Origin of the sequence: Erwinia sp. V90_4 (assembly GCF_029967685.1) — a bacterium.
Classification (GTDB): domain Bacteria; phylum Pseudomonadota; class Gammaproteobacteria; order Enterobacterales; family Enterobacteriaceae; genus Erwinia; species Erwinia aphidicola.
In genome coordinates, this window is sequence record NZ_JASCAQ010000041.1 from 168,801 (window position 1) to 184,976 (window position 16,176).

Consider the following 16,176-nt stretch of genomic DNA (forward strand, 5'->3'; position numbering starts at 1 on the left):
CTTAATCAGTGCAGCCCGTTGGCGCTATGCACCTTGCCAGCGCGTAAACAGATCGTTGTCCAACTCAATATCAAACTGGTCGATTACGCGGTTTACCGTCTGGTCAACGATGTCCATCACGCTCTGCGGACGATGATAAAAAGCCGGCACCGGCGGCATAATAATCGCCCCCAGTTCAGCGGCCGTGGTCATCATGCGCAAATGGCCGAGATGCAGCGGGGTCTCGCGCACGCACAGCACCAGACGGCGACGCTCTTTCAGCACCACATCCGCCGCGCGCGTTAGCAGGCCGTCGCTATAGCTGTGAACGATCCCGGAAAGGGTTTTCATTGAGCACGGCAGAATAGCCATGCCGTCGGTTTTGTATGAGCCGGAAGAGATACTGGCGGCGATATCACGCACGTCATGCACCACATCGGCCAGCGCCTGAACCTCGCGCACGGTGTAATCACTCTCCAGCGCCAGCGTCTGACGCGCGGCCTGGCTCATTATCAGATGGGTCTCTACCCCGCTCACCTGCTGCAAAATTTGCAGCGTGCGGATGCCATAAATCACCCCGCTGGCGCCAGAGATACCAATAATGAGTCGCTTCATAAAAATCCTTAAAAAAAAATGGGCCGGAATCACTTCCGGCCCATCTTAGCGTATTTACCCGGGCTTAGCCTTCGTTATGCATTTCCAGGTTCTCAACTTCGTTCTGACGCTGCATCGCCTTCGCATCGTCATTACGCAGCGACTGCAGATACTCCAGGTATTGCTGATCGACGTCTTTGGTAACGTAGATACCGTCAAATACCGAGCATTCAAACTGGGCAATATCGGGGTTCTCTTCACGCACCGCTTCGATCAGGTCGCTCAGATCCTGGAAGATCAGCGCATCAGCACCAATCAGCTGGCGGATCTCTTCCACTTCACGTCCGTGAGCAATCAGCTCAGTGGCACTCGGCATATCGATACCGTAAACGTTCGGGAAGCGAATTTCCGGGGCCGCAGAGGCGAGGTAAACTTTTTTCGCCCCGGCTTCACGCGCCATCTCGATGATCTGCTCACAGGTGGTGCCGCGCACGATGGAGTCATCCACCAGCAGCACGTTTTTACCGCGGAACTCAGCACGGTTAGCGTTCAGCTTGCGGCGAACCGCACTGCGGCGCAGGTGCTGGCCCGGCATGATAAAGGTGCGGCCTACGTAGCGGTTTTTCACAAAACCCTGACGGTAGGGCTTATCGAGAATACGCGCCATCTCCAGCGCGATATCGCAGGAGGTTTCCGGAATGGGGATAACCACATCGATGTCGAGATCTTCCCACTCGCGGGCGATTTTCGCCCCCAGCTTGGTACCCATGCGCACGCGGGCGCTGTACACGGAGATCTTATCAAGGAAAGAGTCCGGGCGCGCAAAGTAGACATACTCGAACAGGCACGGATTGTATTTCGGGTTCTCCGCGCACTGGCGGGTGAACAGCTGACCTTTTTCGGTGACGTACACCGCTTCGCCAGGTGCCACATCGCGCAGGAACTCAAAGCCTAAAGTATCCAGCGCCACGCTTTCGGAAGCGACCATATACTCGGTGCGGCCGTCGGCCATGCCGCGTTTCCCGATAACCAGCGGGCGGATGCCGTTCGGGTCACGGAATGCCACCAGGCCATGACCAATGATCATCGCCACACAGGCATAAGCCCCGCGCACCTTCTGGTGAACGGCAGCAATGGCGGAGAAGATGTTTTCGGCTTCCAGCGGGTAGTGCTGAAAGCGGTCCACTTCCTGCGCAAAGATGTTCAGCAGGATTTCGGAATCCGACGTGGTATTCACATGACGGCGGCCACTTTCGAACAGCGCCTTGCGCAGCTCGTGGGCGTTGGTCAGGTTGCCGTTGTGGGCAAGGGTAATACCGTAAGGGGAGTTCACATAGAAAGGCTGGGCTTCAGAAGCACTGGAGCTTCCTGCCGTTGGGTAGCGCACGTGGCCAATACCCATATTGCCCTGCATACGCTGCATGTGGCGGGCTTCAAATACATCGCTGACCAGGCCGTTTGCTTTACGCAGACGGAAGCAATTCAATGCATCAATGGTAACGATGCCGGCGGCATCCTGCCCACGGTGCTGAAGCACCGTTAACGCATCATAAATCGACTGGTTGACCGGCATGAATCCGGCGATCCCGACAATACCGCACATAGTGACATTTCCTCATAAGCCGCAACCCCAGTGCGATTACTGGGGCAAAAAACTCGACGTGCTTTTCAGGTAATCAAAAAACCACCTGATGATGTAACTGAACTGGGGAATAAGCTGAGACTGCTGCCAGTCCGGGCTTTTGGAAAAACCGGTGAAAGTATCAAGGAAGAACAGCATCGCTGAAACAATCAGCACACCACGTAATGCCCCGAAACAGACTCCAAGTACTCTGTCGGTACCCGACAGGCCGGTTTTTTCAACCAGCGACCCGATCACATAGTTGACGATTGCCCCGACAATCAGCGTGGCAATAAACAACACCGCAATGGCGATTCCATTTCGAACCAGTTCGTCTTCAAATCCTGTAAACCAGACGGCAAGGAAGGAGTAGTAATGACTGGCGACAAAAAATGCGCAACCCCAGGTGACGAGAGAAAGAGCTTCCCGAACAAACCCACGGATCAGGCTGACAAGAGCCGAAAAACCAACAACCGCAATAATGACGTAATCTATCCAGACCATGAACTCTTCCAGTGACAATGCCCCTGAATCCAGCCATCCAGCTCGTTCGGGGCGAATTCTAACAGAAAAAGAAAACGTTTGCGTAGGGTTTTCCCACGTCGATTTAAATAATCGCCGACGTGGAAAAAATCTACAGACGGGCCACGATTTCGGCCGTCAGCACGCCGCAACGCAATACCTTGATTTGCCAGTATCATCACGTAGTACGCCCGGAACGACAGTGCTGCCGTTCCGGGCGTGAGACGATAAAAGCTATCGCAATCATAGCCCGTGCCATTGCTGCGCACGGGGGTCAACAACACTATCTGGCGCTGTAAGGCTTCACCACCCCGCCGAGGCCGGAGATGCTTTGCAGCTGGCTAACTGACGCCTGCATTTTCGCCTTGGAGGCATCCGGGCCGACGTAAATCCGGGTGATCTGCCCCTGCACCGGCGTTGAAGGCACGGTAAAGGCGCGATAGCCCGACAGACGTAGCTGGGCGACAATCTCATTCACCTTAGCGGCATTTTTCAGCGCGCCGAGCTGAACAACATAGGCCTGACCGCCTGGTGCGGCTTCCGCTGCCGGTGCTTCTTCTTTCGGCTGCGTTTTCTCAACTGGCTTCTCGACCGGTTTTTCTACCGCTTTCGGCTTCTCAACCGGCTTCGCTTTCTCAACCGGTTTTTCTACCGGTTTCTCTACCGGCTTCGGTTTCGCCAGCGGTTTCTCCACCACTTTCGGCGGCTGCTGCTGCACCGGCGGCGGCGTAACGACAGTCGGCTGATTGCGCGACTGCGGCACGGTGGAACCACTGTCCGCCTGTGAGGTATTTTCACTGCTGCCCGGTGCCGTGGCCGCTGCGCCTTGCGGCGGCTGAGCGGGCAACGACTGCGTGACAGGCGGTACGAGATCCGTTTCCTGCTGATCTTCCGGTTTCGGCACCAGCGGGATTGCGGCAAACTCTTCTTTGTAATGTTTTTTCTTACCATCGAGCACGCCGGGCAGCACGATCACACCCAGCGCGACAATGATGATGGTTCCGACTAAACGGTTCTGAAACTTACTGGCCACTGCCGTTCTCCGTTTCCATCGTTTCCATGACCTGCGCTACGGTGTGGAATGAACCACACACCAGCACAATATCCTGTTCTGCTGCCTGCTGCAGCGCCTGCTGATACGCCGCCGTCACCGAACTGAAGGCCTGCGCGCCCTCCAGATACGCCATCAGCTGCTCTGCGCTGGCACCGCGCGGGCCGTCAAGCGGCGCACAGTACCAGGCATCAACCTGGGGACGGAGGCAGGCCAGCGTACCGGCAATATCTTTGTCGTGCAGCATACCGACCACCGCATGGACCTTCCCGACGTGCGCTAATTCTGCCAGTCGGCCAGCCAGATAGGCCGCCGCATGGGGATTGTGCGCCACATCGAGGATCACCCGCGGTGACTCTGCCACCGTCTGAAAACGGCCCGGCAAAATGGCCTGATGCAGATGCGTGCGGATCACCGTTTCATCGACCTTCAGCCCGGAGGCACGCAGCGCGGCCAGCGCGGTGGCGGCATTGGGCAACGGCACCTGCGGCAGCGGTAACTGGTCGACGCGGCCCTGAGCATCCTGGAAAGACCAGCCTTGTGCGCTTGCCTGATATGACCAGTCACGATCGCGCTGGCTCAGCAGTGCGCCCTTCTCCGTCGCCACATCTGCAATGGTATGCGGCATATCCGGTTCACCGACAATGGCCGGTTTGCCGCCGCGGAACACGCCCGCTTTTTCGCGACCAATGCTTTCACGGTTCGGCCCCAGCCAGTCGGTATGATCCAGCGCAATGCTGGTGATCACGGCGACATCAGCATCCACGATGTTGGTGGCGTCAAGGCGCCCGCCGAGGCCAACTTCGAGGATCGCGACGTCCAGCTGCGCCTGCTTAAACAGCCACAGTGCCGACAGGGTGCCGTATTCAAAATAGGTTAACGAGGTTGCGCCACGCCCGGCTTCAATTGCCGCAAACGAAGCGGTGTGTGCCGACTCGGCCAGTTCTGCCCCCTGAATGCGCACGCGTTCGGTGTAGCGCACCAGGTGCGGGGAGCTGTATACGCCCACGCGAAAGCCTGCGGCCATCAGCACAGTTTCCAGAGTTCGGCAGGTGGTGCCTTTGCCATTCGTTCCGGCAACGGTGAAGACCATGGGGGCAGGTTTGAGCAGGTCGAGTGAGGTGGCAACGCGCTGGACACGATCCAGCCCAAGTTCGATAGCCTGAGAGTGTAAGTGCTCAAGATAATAAAGCCACGTGGCAAGAGGCGACGTGGCTTGAGGAAGATTATCCATGTGTCCCGTTCACAAAGTTACGGTTCATTGGTGAAAGGGACCCGTGGTCCCTTTCTCATCATCGATCAGGCCTCGGGGCTCTGTGGAACAGCAGCGGCTTCAGCGATCTCTTCTTCCTGCGGTGCAGGCAGATTCATGAACTTAGCCAGCAAGCAGGCCAGCTTGAAGCGCATCACCGGACGGCGCACGATCATGTCGATCGCACCCTTCTCGATCAGGAACTCACTGCGCTGGAAGCCCGGCGGCAGTTTTTCACGCACGGTCTGCTCAATCACGCGTGGGCCGGCAAAGCCGATCAGCGCTTTTGGTTCAGCGATGTTGAGGTCGCCCAGCATCGCGAAGCTGGCAGAAACCCCGCCCATGGTCGGGTCAGTCAGCACGGAGATATAGGGCAAACCACGCTCCTGCATCTTCGCCAGGGCTGCACTGGTTTTCGCCATCTGCATCAGCGACATCAGCGCTTCCTGCATACGCGCACCGCCTGAGGCCGAGAAGCAGATCATCGGGCAACCATCTTCCAGCGCCTGCTCAACGGCACGCACAAAGCGCGCGCCGACCACGGAACCCATTGAGCCGCCCATAAAGGAGAACTCAAACGCCGCAGCAACAACCGGCATCCCGTGCAGGGTGCCTTTCATCACGATCAGCGCGTCTTTTTCGTCGGTCTCTTTCTGAGCAGCGACTAAGCGATCTTTGTATTTTTTTGAATCCTTGAACTTGAGCAGATCTTTCGGTTCCAGCTCGCTGCCCAGTTCAGTCATTGAACCTTCATCCAGCACACTGTGCAGACGGTCGCGACCGTGCATACGCATGTGGTGGTCGCATTTCGGGCAGACTTCGAGATTGCGCTCCAGCTCGGCACGGTAAAGAACCTGCCCGCAGCTATCACACTTGGTCCAAACCCCTTCAGGAATGCTTGCTTTACGCGATGGGGCAGTTGTGCTCTTGTTGAGAATTCGTTCAATCCAGCTCATTGATGACCTTTCTGTTTGAACCTGGCCTTCTCTTGGGAAGTGCCAGTTTTTCTTTTCTACGTTGCCACGCCGGGCGGCAACGCAAACCATAAATTGTCGCTCATTAAACCATAACCGCCCGTCACTGTGGATAAAAATCTGGTAAGGGGGTGACAGTCTGATGATCTCTCATATTACTGTTTTTGCTGACGTGCCGCACGGCGATGACGCCATACTTCGATAACACCCGGCATAATGGACAGCAGGATAATCGCCACAATCAATAACTTAAGGTTCTCCTGCACCGCAGGCAGGTTTCCGAAGAAGTAACCCGCATAGGTAAACAGCAGCACCCACAGTAGCCCGCCCGCGACGTTGTACAGCGCAAAATGACGATAGGACATTTTGCCCATTCCAGCCACGAATGGCGCGAAAGTACGAACGATCGGCACGAAGCGCGCCAGAATAATCGTTTTACCGCCGTGGCGCTCGTAAAATTCATGGGTTTTATTGAGATAGCTGCGACGGAAGATTTTTGAGTTCGGGTTGCTGAACAGCTTATCGCCAAACAATCTGCCAATGGTGTAGTTAACCGCATCGCCGAGGATCGCCGCCACCACCATCAGCGCCACCATGGTGTGCACGTTCAGGTCATTGCCCGGCAGTGCGGCCAGCGCACCGGCAACAAACAGCAGGGAATCCCCCGGCAGGAACGGTGTCACCACCAGCCCGGTTTCGCAGAACAGGATCAGGAACAGAATGGCGTAAATCCAGATACCATACTGTGCCACCAGTTCCGCAAGGTGGACGTCGATATGCAGAATGAAGTCGACAACAAAACGAATCAATTCCATACAGGCTTCCTTTAATACTCCAGGCCAGGGTTAATCCCCGAGGAACAGTGGTCCCATCGGTGGACGGGGTAATTCAAAGCGTGCGGGATAATCCACGGCGACCAGATAAAGACCCTCGGCACGCGCGGTCGCTGCTGCCAGCGTTCGATCTTTCGCCGCCAGTAGCTTAGCCATCCAGCCTTCGGGCTGATTCCCGCAGCCAATTTCCATCAGGCTGCCCACGATATTGCGCACCATATGGTGCACAAAGGCGTTAGCTTTAATATCCACCACCACGTAAGCGCCAAAGCGGCTGACGTTGAGGTGCATCACGTAGCGCATTGGCGTGCGCGACTGGCACTGCACGGCGCGGAACGAGGTGAAGTCGTTCTCGCCCAGCAGGCACTGTCCGGCACGCTGCATTTTTTCCACATCCAGCGGATGGTAGAAGTGCGTGACGCCCCCCGACAGGATCGCCGGGCGCAGCCGCTGGTTGTAGATCACATAGCGGTAACGGCGCGCCGTGGCGCTGAAGCGGGCGTGAAAATCGTCCGCCACCGTTTTAACCCAACGCACCGCAATATCCGCCGGTAAGTTGGCGTTAGCGCCCAGCGTCCATGCGGCATCTTTACGCTGCGCGCTGGTCTCGAAATGCACCACCTGTCCGGTGCCGTGGACCCCGGCATCGGTGCGCCCGGCGCAGAACACCACCACCGGATGATCGGCCACTTTCGTCAGCGCCTTTTCCAGTTTTTCCTGCACGCTGCGAACTTCGTTCTGTTTTTGCCAGCCGTAATAGCGGCTGCCGTCATATTCAATGCCCAGCGCCAGCTTGGTCAGCGGCTGTGGCACAGTGCTGTCGGACATCAGTACAGATACTCCTGCACCAGTTTTTCAGCGGTTTTGATCGCCATCAGCGCGCCGCCAAAGCGTACGTTATCGGCCACCGACCAGAACTGTAACAGCTCGGCGATACCGTAATCGTTGCGCACGCAGCCAATGCTGAGATGCGCGCTGCCGGAGGCATCACCGACCTGAGTCGGGAAGTCATCTTCATCGGTCAGGTTGATATCTTCCGCCTGCTGCAGCGCTTCACGCGCCTCTTCGGCCGAGACCGGACGCAGGTTTTCAATATGCACAATCTGCGCGTTACCGTAGAACACCGGCGCCTGCACGGTGCTGACCGCGATAGGCAAACCGTCGTCCTGCAGCACTTTACGCACCTGATCCACCAGGCGGCGCTCCTGCGCGACGCTGCCTTCCGCATCAGCGACCAGCGGCAGCATGTTGAACGCCAGCTGGCGGCCGAAATACCCCTCTTCGGCCGGCAAACCGTTCAGCAGACGCGCACTTTCACCGGCCAGCGAATCCACCGCCGCTTTGCCGTGTGAAGAGGCGGCCAGCAGGTTGGTCACCTGCAAACGCCCGAGACCGGCGTTATCCACCAGCGGTTTGATGGCGCACAGCAGCTGGCTGGTTAATGCATCGGCCACGCTGATAATGTTGCGGTTGCGATAGTCGCCCAGCACCTGGGGATTGACGTCAGGCACCACCAGCGGAACGTCCGGCTCCAGCGCGAACAGGTCGCTGCTGTCGATCACCAGGCAGCCGGCGTTGGCCGCATCTTCCGCGTAACGTGCCGAGGCGTCACGCCCGGCGACAAAGAAGGCCAGCTGCGCCTGTGACCAGTCGAAGTCAGCCGCATCGGTGACCTGAACCGATTTGCCTTCATAGCGCAGTACTTCACCCGCGCTACGCTCGCTTGCCAGCGCGTATAACTCACCAACCGGGAACTGGCGTTCCGCCAGCAATTCCAGTAAAGCTGCCCCTACTGCGCCTGTCGCACCTAAAAGCGCGATATTCCAGCCGTCAGACATGTTGGTTTACTCCAGACAATGACACAAAAGTAGAAGACGATGACTTCATCGCCTTAAGATTCAGAAAAATCCCTTCATGAAACCGAGATTTTAAATGAGATGAATTAATAAAGACTTAATGGCTAAAGGCGTTGAAGCCCAGCCGGTTGAGCAGCGCTGCGGCCTCGGCGTTATCACACTCAACCTGCAGTGAAGACCATTCGCGGCGCTCCTGATAATTCTTACGCAGACGGTCGAATTCACCGGCTATCGCCGCGACGTGGCGCAGCGGTGCGTCATCGCGGCGCACATCATACACCAGATGCACCAGACGTTTTAGCGTTGCCTGATCGAGCGGGCCATGTAGCGTGATGCGGCCAAATTCCGGCGCCGGCAGCAGCGTATCCAGCGCCACCTGCTGCGGCTGGCCGATAAACTGCGTCCAGGCTTCAAATACCTGCGTGGTGCCGCGCGCTTTGCCTTCCAGCGTATACCCGGCAATGTGGGCGGTGGCGATATCCACCTTATCCAGCAGCGGCAGCGACAGTTCCGGCTCCGGCTCCCAGACGTCGAGCACCACGCTCAGGTCGTCGCGCTGCCCCAGCACTTTCAGCAGCGCCGCGTTATCCACTACCGGGCCACGGCAGGCGTTGATCAAAATAGTATTCGGCTTCAGCGCCAGCAGCAGGGCTTCATCGGCCATATGCAGGGTCTGATAGGGTCCCTGCTTGAACAGCGGAGTATGGAAGGTCAGGATATCGGCCTGCTCTACCAGCTCAGAGAGCGCAAGGAAATCACCTTCATCACCGCGATCGGCCCGCGGTGGATCGCACAGCAGCGTACGAATGCCCAGCGCTGCCAGCCGCGCCTGCAAGCGACCACCGACATTGCCCACGCCGACGATACCCACGGTGCGGTCCGCCAGCTGGAAACCATCACGCTCGGCCAGCAGCAGCAGTGCGGAGAAGACATATTCGACCACGGCGATGGCATTACAGCCGGGCGCGGCGGAGAACGCGATGCCCTGCTCGCCCAGGAACTCTTCGTCAATATGGTCGGTGCCCGCCGTGGCGGTGCCAACAAACTTCACCGACTTGCCCTTCAGTAGTTCAGCATTCACTTTGGTTACCGAACGCACCATCAAACCGTCCGCATCGTCCAGTTCGGCCTGCGGGATGGGGCGACCCGGCACGGCAACCACATCACCGGTGCGGCTAAACAGTTCGCGGGCGTACGGCATATTTTCATCAACGAGGATTTTCACAGTCTGATTCCAGTCGGCTGGGTGAGGGGCATTATTCTGCCACAAGCACAGCCGGGAGGCATCCTCAGACTGGTGAAGGGCGCGGCTTGCCGTGCCCGCTAACATCAGGCGCGGTTGCGATAGCGCTCCGGGGTGGTGCCCGACTGCTGCTGAAACATCACAATCAGCGCTGACGCCGAGCTGTACCCCAGGTCCAGCGCTACCTCCTGCACGCTTTTACCCTGCTCCAGCAGCGAAATAGCGTGCAAAAAACGCAGCCGCTGCCGCCATTCACTGAATGACATGCCAAGCAGCGCCTGGCAGCGCCGCGACAGAGTGCGCTCCGTGGTGTAAACCCGCTGGGCCCACTGTGCCAGCGTGGTGTTGTCCGCCGGGTTACGCTCCAGCGCCTGCAATACCGGCGCCAGCGCTTTATCCTGGGTAGAGGGCAGATAGCTCTGCTGGCTTTCCGCCTGCCGCAGCTGGTCGAGCAGCACCGCGCACAGCCGACGATCTTCAGCACTTTCCGGCACCAGCAGCTGGCGAGCAGCACACGCATCGATAATGGCATGTACCACCGGACTGACGCGCAGCAGGCAGGCACGCGGCGGCAGCGACGCACAATCCTCTGCGGCGATATTCAGCGTGCGAAAATGCGCCTGCTTGTGGTTATAGCTGGCATGCTGCTGCAAAGGGGGGATCCAGATCGGCAGATCGGGTGGCGTCAGCAGACGCTCGCCCTCCACCTGCATCTCCAGCACGTTACACTTGACGAAAATCACCTGGCCCCAGCGGTGCTGATGCGGCAGATATTCGGTACGCGCATTGGCCTGTTCATAGCGGAAAAACAACCGCAGCGCTTCAGCATCCGCCGGTGCGCTGTAGGTTAACTGCCGAATCATCTTGTCCGATTGCGTCATACTTTTGTCTGATTATGATTATCTGTTTCAAAACCGACAAGATTACACTGCTGCGCTTTCCCTGAACATAAGAGAACCCCGATGAATTTTCTGTTTCCCCTGTTTGCGGTGCTGATCTGGTCGATCAACGCCGTGGTCAGCAAGATGTCTGCCACGGCAATCGATCCCGCCGCCATCTCCTTCTACCGCTGGCTGCTGGCCCTGCTGGTGCTGGCACCGTTTGCCCTGCCCGGCGTCTGGCGCCATCGTCAGCAGGTGAAACAAAATGGCTGGAAGTTACTGGTGCTCGGGTTACTCGGCATGGTGCTGTATCAGAGCCTGGCCTATTATGCCGCTCACAGCGTCAGCGCGCTGTTTATGGGGATCCTCAATGCGCTGATCCCGCTGCTGACGGTGCTGTTAAGCCTGCTGCTGCTGCGCCTGGCTCCGACCGTCGGCATTCTGCTCGGCAGCCTGCTCTCCTTTTGCGGGCTGGTGTGGCTGGTCAGCCAGGGTAACCCTGCGCAGCTGCTGTCGCACGGGCTGGGTAAAGGTGAGCTGATGATGTTCGCCGCATCAGGTTCTTACGCGCTGTACGGCGTGCTCACCAAACGCTGGGCGCTGCCGCTGCCCAACTGGCAGAGCCTGTGGGTACAAATCTTCTTTGGCGTGCTACTCCTGACGCCGGGTTTTCTAATGGCGCCGGACGTCTCGCTCAATGCGCACAATATTCCGCTGGTACTGTTTGCCGGCATTCCTGCTTCGGTCATTGCACCGTTTTTGTGGATCCAGGGCGTGGCACGACTCGGAGCCAGCACCACCAGCATCTTTATGAATCTGGTGCCGATTTTTACCGCAATTATTGCCGTACTGTTCCTGCATGAGCAGCTGCATGCCTATCACTATATCGGCGGTGGGATAACAATTGTAGGCGTTGCTCTGGCTCAGCGCTTACGTATCCCATTGATATTTTGCAAAAAATAAAACTCCTTAAGATTATGTAGCTGCAGGATTTCTTTCCTGCAGCTGCTTCCATGAATCACTAAGATCATTCTGATATTTAAATAAATATTGCTAAAATAAACGCAATTATTTTTAATAAAAACATACCAACTCAAAGAAAATATAAATATTTATGTTATTTTGGAGCATTTACTATTTACCATTTTCACATAGCGACTAATCTTCTTAGCGATACAAGCATAGCCGAGCTGAGGAGTCGTTCACTATCGATATATCTAAAATCCGGAAATTCCCTCGTATTTTTATTCTCGAGGGTTGTAGGTGATTTCATCAAGGTTTTATTTTACTTGATTTAATTCAGCCAAGAAAAATTTAACAAAAATTCAGATTTAAAAATAAAGCATTGCTTATGATTATAAATGTTTAATAAATAAGTGGTATTTTCAAGTCAAAAGGAATTAAGCATGAAAAAGACATTACGGACCACCGCGCTGATTTCAGCGATAGCACTTTCTATCCCATCAGCAATGGCTTATGACGGAACAATCAAGTTTGTTGGTTTAATCTCCAACACCACTTGTAACATCAATATCAACGGGCGCGGCAGCAACACGACGATAAAATTTAATCCTATATCAGAAAACGCCCTTCCAAAAAAAGGGGCAGTTGCCAACGAAATGCCTTTCACCCTGGTATTAGATAACTGTAAGAATGCCACCAACTATGTCCGCGCATTATTTGAAAGCCCGCAAACGGATTACCGCACAGGTAACCTGATCAATAATGGGGATGCAGCCAACGTTCAGGTACAACTGCTGGATAAAACTCATCAGCCAATCAGACTGGGCGATGGTTCACAGTCCGATGGAGCCTCGTTCAAAATTATTGAGAACACAGCTACTCTGGACTATTTTGCGCGCTATTATGCTACTGGCGAAGTCACTGGAGGTAAAGTCGATACGCTGGTCCATTATTCATTAAACTATTTCTAACTCAACCACTCCGTTTTAAAGTGCAGGAGGAGCCCCCTGCACTTCATCGTGCATCCAGAATATAGAGCATCAATTATGCCAGTTGTAAAAAACCTTCCTTGTTCAGCATTGAAATATTGTATCTGTATGCTGTTAGCCACACAAACTCTGATGAGCCATGCTAATGTCATCATTAATAGTACGCGCGTGATTTACCCGCAAAATCAGCATGAAGTGAGTATTCAGTTAAGCAATGACAGCCCCCAACCTTCACTGATACAGGCATGGATTGACAACGGTGACCCAAATGCAAATTTTAACCAGATCTCCGTACCTTTTATATTGACTCCTCCCATCGTTCGTATTGAGCCACAGAGTGGTCAAACGTTAAGGCTGACCTGGACCGGAGGAAGTTTACCGCAGGACAGAGAATCGATTTTTTGGCTTAATATCCTCGATATTCCACCCAAAAAATCTGACTCAACGGATAGTAATATTTTGCAGATGGCGATCCGCAGCCGGATCAAAATTTTCTTTCGCCCACCCTCTTTCGATGAAAAAGGTGCAACAGGGGCATTTCAGTCACTGCGCTGGCAGCGCGCATCTGCATCCCCGGGCACCATGCTGACTATTTATAATCCATCAGGCTATTATATTAACATTGCAAGTATAATTATTGCCCACTATGGCAAGGAGATAACAAGCTTAAACGGGGAGATGATTGCACCACGCGGCTCAGCAGAATTCAAATTCACGCAACTTCCGGAAAAAATAGATAACACCACGTTGCGCTACGAAATATTTAATGACTACGGCAGCATTACGACGGTGAAAGCCGATAACAAAAAAAAATAGATCCAAGCCACATCACGCCTGATTGAGTTAAATATGGAGAGAATAGATGCTCAGGATAATTTTCACTGCCGCTCTTGTCTGGCTTCTCCGGCTTTTCAATTTCTTCTCGCGTAGTCTGTTACTTCTTGGATTACTGAGCATAGAAACTCATCAAAGACTTTTTGCCGCAACGGATGCAGGAATCGCTGTATTTGATGCTAATTTTTTACGTAATACTTCTGGTGAAAGCATTGATGTTTCACAGTTTAGTCGCGGTCATGCGTTACAGCCCGGTCGCTATGATGTCAATGTTGTGCTGAATGAAAGATCGATTAAACGATTAAAAGTGACGGTTAAAAAAGTTTCAAACCACACTGTTATCTGTATCACGCGCCCGCTGCTTAATTTATTACATATTAAAAGCAGTTACATTGACGACCAGCAGCTAAAAAAACTCGATACGACTGAAAGCTGTTTGAGTCTGGAACAGCTTATTCCTGCCGCAAGTGCCCATATCGACATCAGCACCTTGAGCATGGTAATCGCTATTCCGCAAGCGGCATTACAGCATCAGGCACAAAATGAAGTTGATCCTTCTTTGTGGGAACGAGGGGTTAATGCTCTTATTTTAAACTATAACGTTAATTACTATCAGTCAAAGCAGGATGGTAGCGCGTTTAACTCCTTTTATAACAGCAATAATATTGGCCTGAATATCCATGGTTTTAATTTCCGCCATCTGGGTTCACTGAACTGGCAAACTGAGAGCAGCACGCACTATCAAAACCTGCGCAATTATGTTGAGCGTGATATCAGTTCAATCCGGTCGCGCATTACTGTGGGAGACGCCGATACCAGCGGCAATCTTTTTGATAGCTTTTCATTCCGCGGCTTAACGCTGCGCAGCGTCGACGCCATGTTGCCAGATTCGCGGCGTGGCTATGCTCCAGCGATTAGAGGCGTGGCTCAGACCCATGCCCGCGTTAGCGTGCGGCAGAATAACGCGCTGCTGTATGAAACCACGGTCCCTCCGGGCCCCTTTAGCTTCGACGACCTTTATCCTATCGGCTACGGCGGCGACCTGGTGGTCACCATACGGGAATCCGATGGCCAGATAACGCAATTCATAGTGCCTTACGCTTCTATTCCCCAGCTGGTGCGTCAGGGAACAACACTGTTTAGCATTACCGCCGGTACGCTACGTGATATGAAGCTTTCCAATACGGAAACTGTCGCCCAGGCCACGCTGCAACGGGGGGTGAGTAACCATCTCACCCACTATGGCGGTGTCTTAGCCACGCGTAATTACCACGCTTTCCTGCTGGGCGGCGCTGTCGGCACCTCAATGGGGGCGCTGGCGCTGGATGTCAGCCAGGCACAAACGGTCAGCCGCAGTAGGCGCCTCTCAGGTCAAAGCTATCGAATGACCTACAGCAAAGAGTTTAATCAGAGCAGCAGTAGCGTATCTGTCGCCGCCTGGCGCTTCTCATCTTCCGGTTATCTGGGCCTGAATGATGCGATGCACTGGATAGATAACCGGCGGCGTAACGTCCCCTCTTCCTGCGATGATGCAAAGCAGGCGCAGCGTAGCCGTCTCTCCATCAGCCTTTCACAGACTCTGCCTGAAAGCTGGGGGCAAATGTATCTGACTGCAATCAGGCAGAATTACTGGCGCAATAATGGCAATGACAACCAGCTTCAGGCGGGATACAGCAATGCGTTTCGCTCGCTGAGTTGGTCACTCTCGGTAAACCGCTTGAGTTCACGCGATGGGGGAGAGACTCAATTTTCTCTCGGCTTCTCACTGCCGCTGGGCAGCGACATGCAGGATACCAGCATGAACCTGAACGTTAACCACGACGCCCAGGGATTATCCAGCCAGGTTAATCTCAGCAGTTCACTGGGAGCAGAACAGCAGTTTGATTACAACGTTGGAATAAGCCAGGATCGCCAGCAGGGAGCCAGCGCCAATACGGTCGCCAGCTGGCACTCAGCCTGGAGCACCTTGCAAGGCAGCTTTGAAGCTGGCAACCATAGCCACTCATGGTCCGGTGGTCTCAGCGGGGCGCTGGTAGCACTGCCTGATGGCGTAATTTTCAGTCCCTGGTACAGCGAAACCATGGCGCTGGTCGATGCGCCTTACGCTAAGGGCGCCACGGTGGAAGGTCACTCTGGCCTGAAGCTCAATGATCAGGGACGTGCACTCGTTCCCTATATGATTGCCTACCACCTCAATGAGATCGTCCTCGACCCACAAGGGTTACCGCCAGATGTGGAGCTAAAGAGCACCCGTCAGCAGAGCGCACCATATGCAGGTGCGCTGGTTAAAGTTAAGTTTGCCACCACGCGCGGTCGGGCTGTGTTAATCCATTCTAGCCACTCCGATGGTCAGAGCCTGCCGTTGGGTGCCACCGTTACTGATGAACGGGGGAATAACCTCGGATTGGTTGCTCAGGGCGATATGATCTATGTCCGTCTACCAGAGGGACGTTCTCGTCTGGTGGTCAAATCCGGCGAAACAACCGTCTGCACGCTGAGCGTTACTCTTCCCCCGCACCAGCAGCTGGAAAACGGCTTTGAACGGTTTAACACACCCTGCCTGCCTGCTAACGCCCGATCGTAA

Annotated in this window: 15 protein-coding genes; 4 read left to right on the forward strand and 11 right to left on the reverse strand. The window is 54.9% G+C overall.

Annotation, left to right across the window (positions count from 1 at the left end; translation table 11 throughout):
• Positions 1 to 24 precede the first annotated feature (24 nt).
• The 11 genes from QLG07_RS08410 to QLG07_RS08460 all read right to left on the reverse strand — a co-directional run bounded on the left by QLG07_RS08410 (position 25) and on the right by QLG07_RS08460 (position 10,788).
• Entirely contained in the window at positions 25 to 594 is a 570-nt protein-coding gene (locus tag QLG07_RS08410; protein ID WP_133623194.1) for a UbiX family flavin prenyltransferase, read from the reverse strand.
• Between the two features lie 64 nt (positions 595 to 658).
• A complete protein-coding gene (gene purF, locus QLG07_RS08415) occupies positions 659 to 2,176 on the reverse strand; it encodes an amidophosphoribosyltransferase (protein WP_048915424.1) in 1,518 nt (505 codons plus the stop codon).
• A 36-nt stretch (positions 2,177 to 2,212) separates the two neighbouring features.
• On the reverse strand, positions 2,213 to 2,698 hold the full coding sequence (gene cvpA, locus QLG07_RS08420) for a colicin V production protein (protein ID WP_048915423.1): 486 nt from the start codon (positions 2,696 to 2,698) through the stop codon (positions 2,213 to 2,215).
• Between the two features lie 301 nt (positions 2,699 to 2,999).
• Positions 3,000 to 3,749: a cell division protein DedD gene (gene dedD / locus QLG07_RS08425; protein ID WP_048915422.1), complete on the reverse strand. Its 750-nt coding sequence runs from the start codon at positions 3,747 to 3,749 to the stop codon at positions 3,000 to 3,002.
• Positions 3,739 to 5,001: a bifunctional tetrahydrofolate synthase/dihydrofolate synthase gene (gene folC / locus QLG07_RS08430; RefSeq protein WP_282468990.1), complete on the reverse strand. Its 1,263-nt coding sequence runs from the start codon at positions 4,999 to 5,001 to the stop codon at positions 3,739 to 3,741. The genes dedD and folC overlap by 11 nt, the downstream gene beginning before the upstream one ends.
• 65 nt (positions 5,002 to 5,066) lie before the next feature.
• A complete protein-coding gene (gene accD, locus QLG07_RS08435; protein ID WP_048915420.1) occupies positions 5,067 to 5,975 on the reverse strand; it encodes an acetyl-CoA carboxylase, carboxyltransferase subunit beta in 909 nt (302 codons plus the stop codon).
• A 173-nt stretch (positions 5,976 to 6,148) separates the two neighbouring features.
• The gene (locus QLG07_RS08440; protein ID WP_048915419.1) at positions 6,149 to 6,808 is read right to left on the reverse strand and encodes a DedA family protein; all 660 of its coding nucleotides are present in this window, start codon (positions 6,806 to 6,808) and stop codon (positions 6,149 to 6,151) included.
• Between the two features lie 30 nt (positions 6,809 to 6,838).
• Entirely contained in the window at positions 6,839 to 7,654 is an 816-nt protein-coding gene (gene truA, locus QLG07_RS08445) for a tRNA pseudouridine(38-40) synthase TruA (RefSeq protein ID WP_282468991.1), read from the reverse strand.
• A complete protein-coding gene (locus QLG07_RS08450; RefSeq protein ID WP_099753362.1) occupies positions 7,654 to 8,664 on the reverse strand; it encodes an aspartate-semialdehyde dehydrogenase in 1,011 nt (336 codons plus the stop codon). Before QLG07_RS08450 ends, truA begins: the two co-directional genes overlap by 1 nt.
• Positions 8,665 to 8,779: 115 nt before the next feature.
• Positions 8,780 to 9,907, reverse strand: coding sequence for a 4-phosphoerythronate dehydrogenase PdxB (gene pdxB, locus QLG07_RS08455; protein WP_282468992.1), 1,128 nt, complete (start codon positions 9,905 to 9,907; stop codon positions 8,780 to 8,782).
• A gap of 104 nt (positions 9,908 to 10,011) precedes the next feature.
• Entirely contained in the window at positions 10,012 to 10,788 is a 777-nt protein-coding gene (locus QLG07_RS08460) for a helix-turn-helix transcriptional regulator (protein ID WP_282469015.1), read from the reverse strand.
• A gap of 99 nt (positions 10,789 to 10,887) precedes the next feature.
• On the opposite strand from QLG07_RS08460, the gene QLG07_RS08465 reads away from it, so the two are divergent.
• The 4 genes from QLG07_RS08465 (at position 10,888) to QLG07_RS08480 (ending at position 16,176) form a co-directional block, all read left to right on the forward strand.
• Positions 10,888 to 11,769 carry a DMT family transporter gene (locus QLG07_RS08465; protein ID WP_282468993.1) on the forward strand — a complete coding sequence of 294 codons (882 nt, stop codon included), beginning with the start codon at positions 10,888 to 10,890 and terminating at the stop codon, positions 11,767 to 11,769.
• A 443-nt stretch (positions 11,770 to 12,212) separates the two neighbouring features.
• Positions 12,213 to 12,740, forward strand: coding sequence for a fimbrial protein (locus QLG07_RS08470; protein ID WP_282468994.1), 528 nt, complete (start codon positions 12,213 to 12,215; stop codon positions 12,738 to 12,740).
• A gap of 75 nt (positions 12,741 to 12,815) precedes the next feature.
• Positions 12,816 to 13,574, forward strand: coding sequence for a fimbria/pilus periplasmic chaperone (locus QLG07_RS08475; protein WP_282468995.1), 759 nt, complete (start codon positions 12,816 to 12,818; stop codon positions 13,572 to 13,574).
• Positions 13,575 to 13,620: 46 nt separating this feature from the next.
• A complete protein-coding gene (locus QLG07_RS08480; RefSeq protein ID WP_282468996.1) occupies positions 13,621 to 16,176 on the forward strand; it encodes a fimbria/pilus outer membrane usher protein in 2,556 nt (851 codons plus the stop codon).

What these genes read in the sequence shown, in the direction of transcription:
- QLG07_RS08480 (WP_282468996.1), top strand. Translation starts at nt 13,621, where the DNA reads ATGCTCAGGATAATTTTCACTGCCGCTCTTGTCTGGCTTCTCCGGCTT.
- QLG07_RS08410 (WP_133623194.1), bottom strand. Translation starts at nt 594, where the DNA reads ATGAAGCGACTCATTATTGGTATCTCTGGCGCCAGCGGGGTGATTTAT.
- accD (WP_048915420.1), bottom strand. Translation starts at nt 5,975, where the DNA reads ATGAGCTGGATTGAACGAATTCTCAACAAGAGCACAACTGCCCCATCG.
- QLG07_RS08440 (WP_048915419.1), bottom strand. Translation starts at nt 6,808, where the DNA reads ATGGAATTGATTCGTTTTGTTGTCGACTTCATTCTGCATATCGACGTC.
- QLG07_RS08470 (WP_282468994.1), top strand. Translation starts at nt 12,213, where the DNA reads ATGAAAAAGACATTACGGACCACCGCGCTGATTTCAGCGATAGCACTT.
- QLG07_RS08450 (WP_099753362.1), bottom strand. Translation starts at nt 8,664, where the DNA reads ATGTCTGACGGCTGGAATATCGCGCTTTTAGGTGCGACAGGCGCAGTA.
- QLG07_RS08460 (WP_282469015.1), bottom strand. Translation starts at nt 10,788, where the DNA reads ATGATTCGGCAGTTAACCTACAGCGCACCGGCGGATGCTGAAGCGCTG.
- QLG07_RS08475 (WP_282468995.1), top strand. Translation starts at nt 12,816, where the DNA reads ATGCCAGTTGTAAAAAACCTTCCTTGTTCAGCATTGAAATATTGTATC.
- cvpA (WP_048915423.1), bottom strand. Translation starts at nt 2,698, where the DNA reads ATGGTCTGGATAGATTACGTCATTATTGCGGTTGTTGGTTTTTCGGCT.
- purF (WP_048915424.1), bottom strand. Translation starts at nt 2,176, where the DNA reads ATGTGCGGTATTGTCGGGATCGCCGGATTCATGCCGGTCAACCAGTCG.
- folC (WP_282468990.1), bottom strand. Translation starts at nt 5,001, where the DNA reads ATGGATAATCTTCCTCAAGCCACGTCGCCTCTTGCCACGTGGCTTTAT.
- QLG07_RS08465 (WP_282468993.1), top strand. Translation starts at nt 10,888, where the DNA reads ATGAATTTTCTGTTTCCCCTGTTTGCGGTGCTGATCTGGTCGATCAAC.
- truA (WP_282468991.1), bottom strand. Translation starts at nt 7,654, where the DNA reads ATGTCCGACAGCACTGTGCCACAGCCGCTGACCAAGCTGGCGCTGGGC.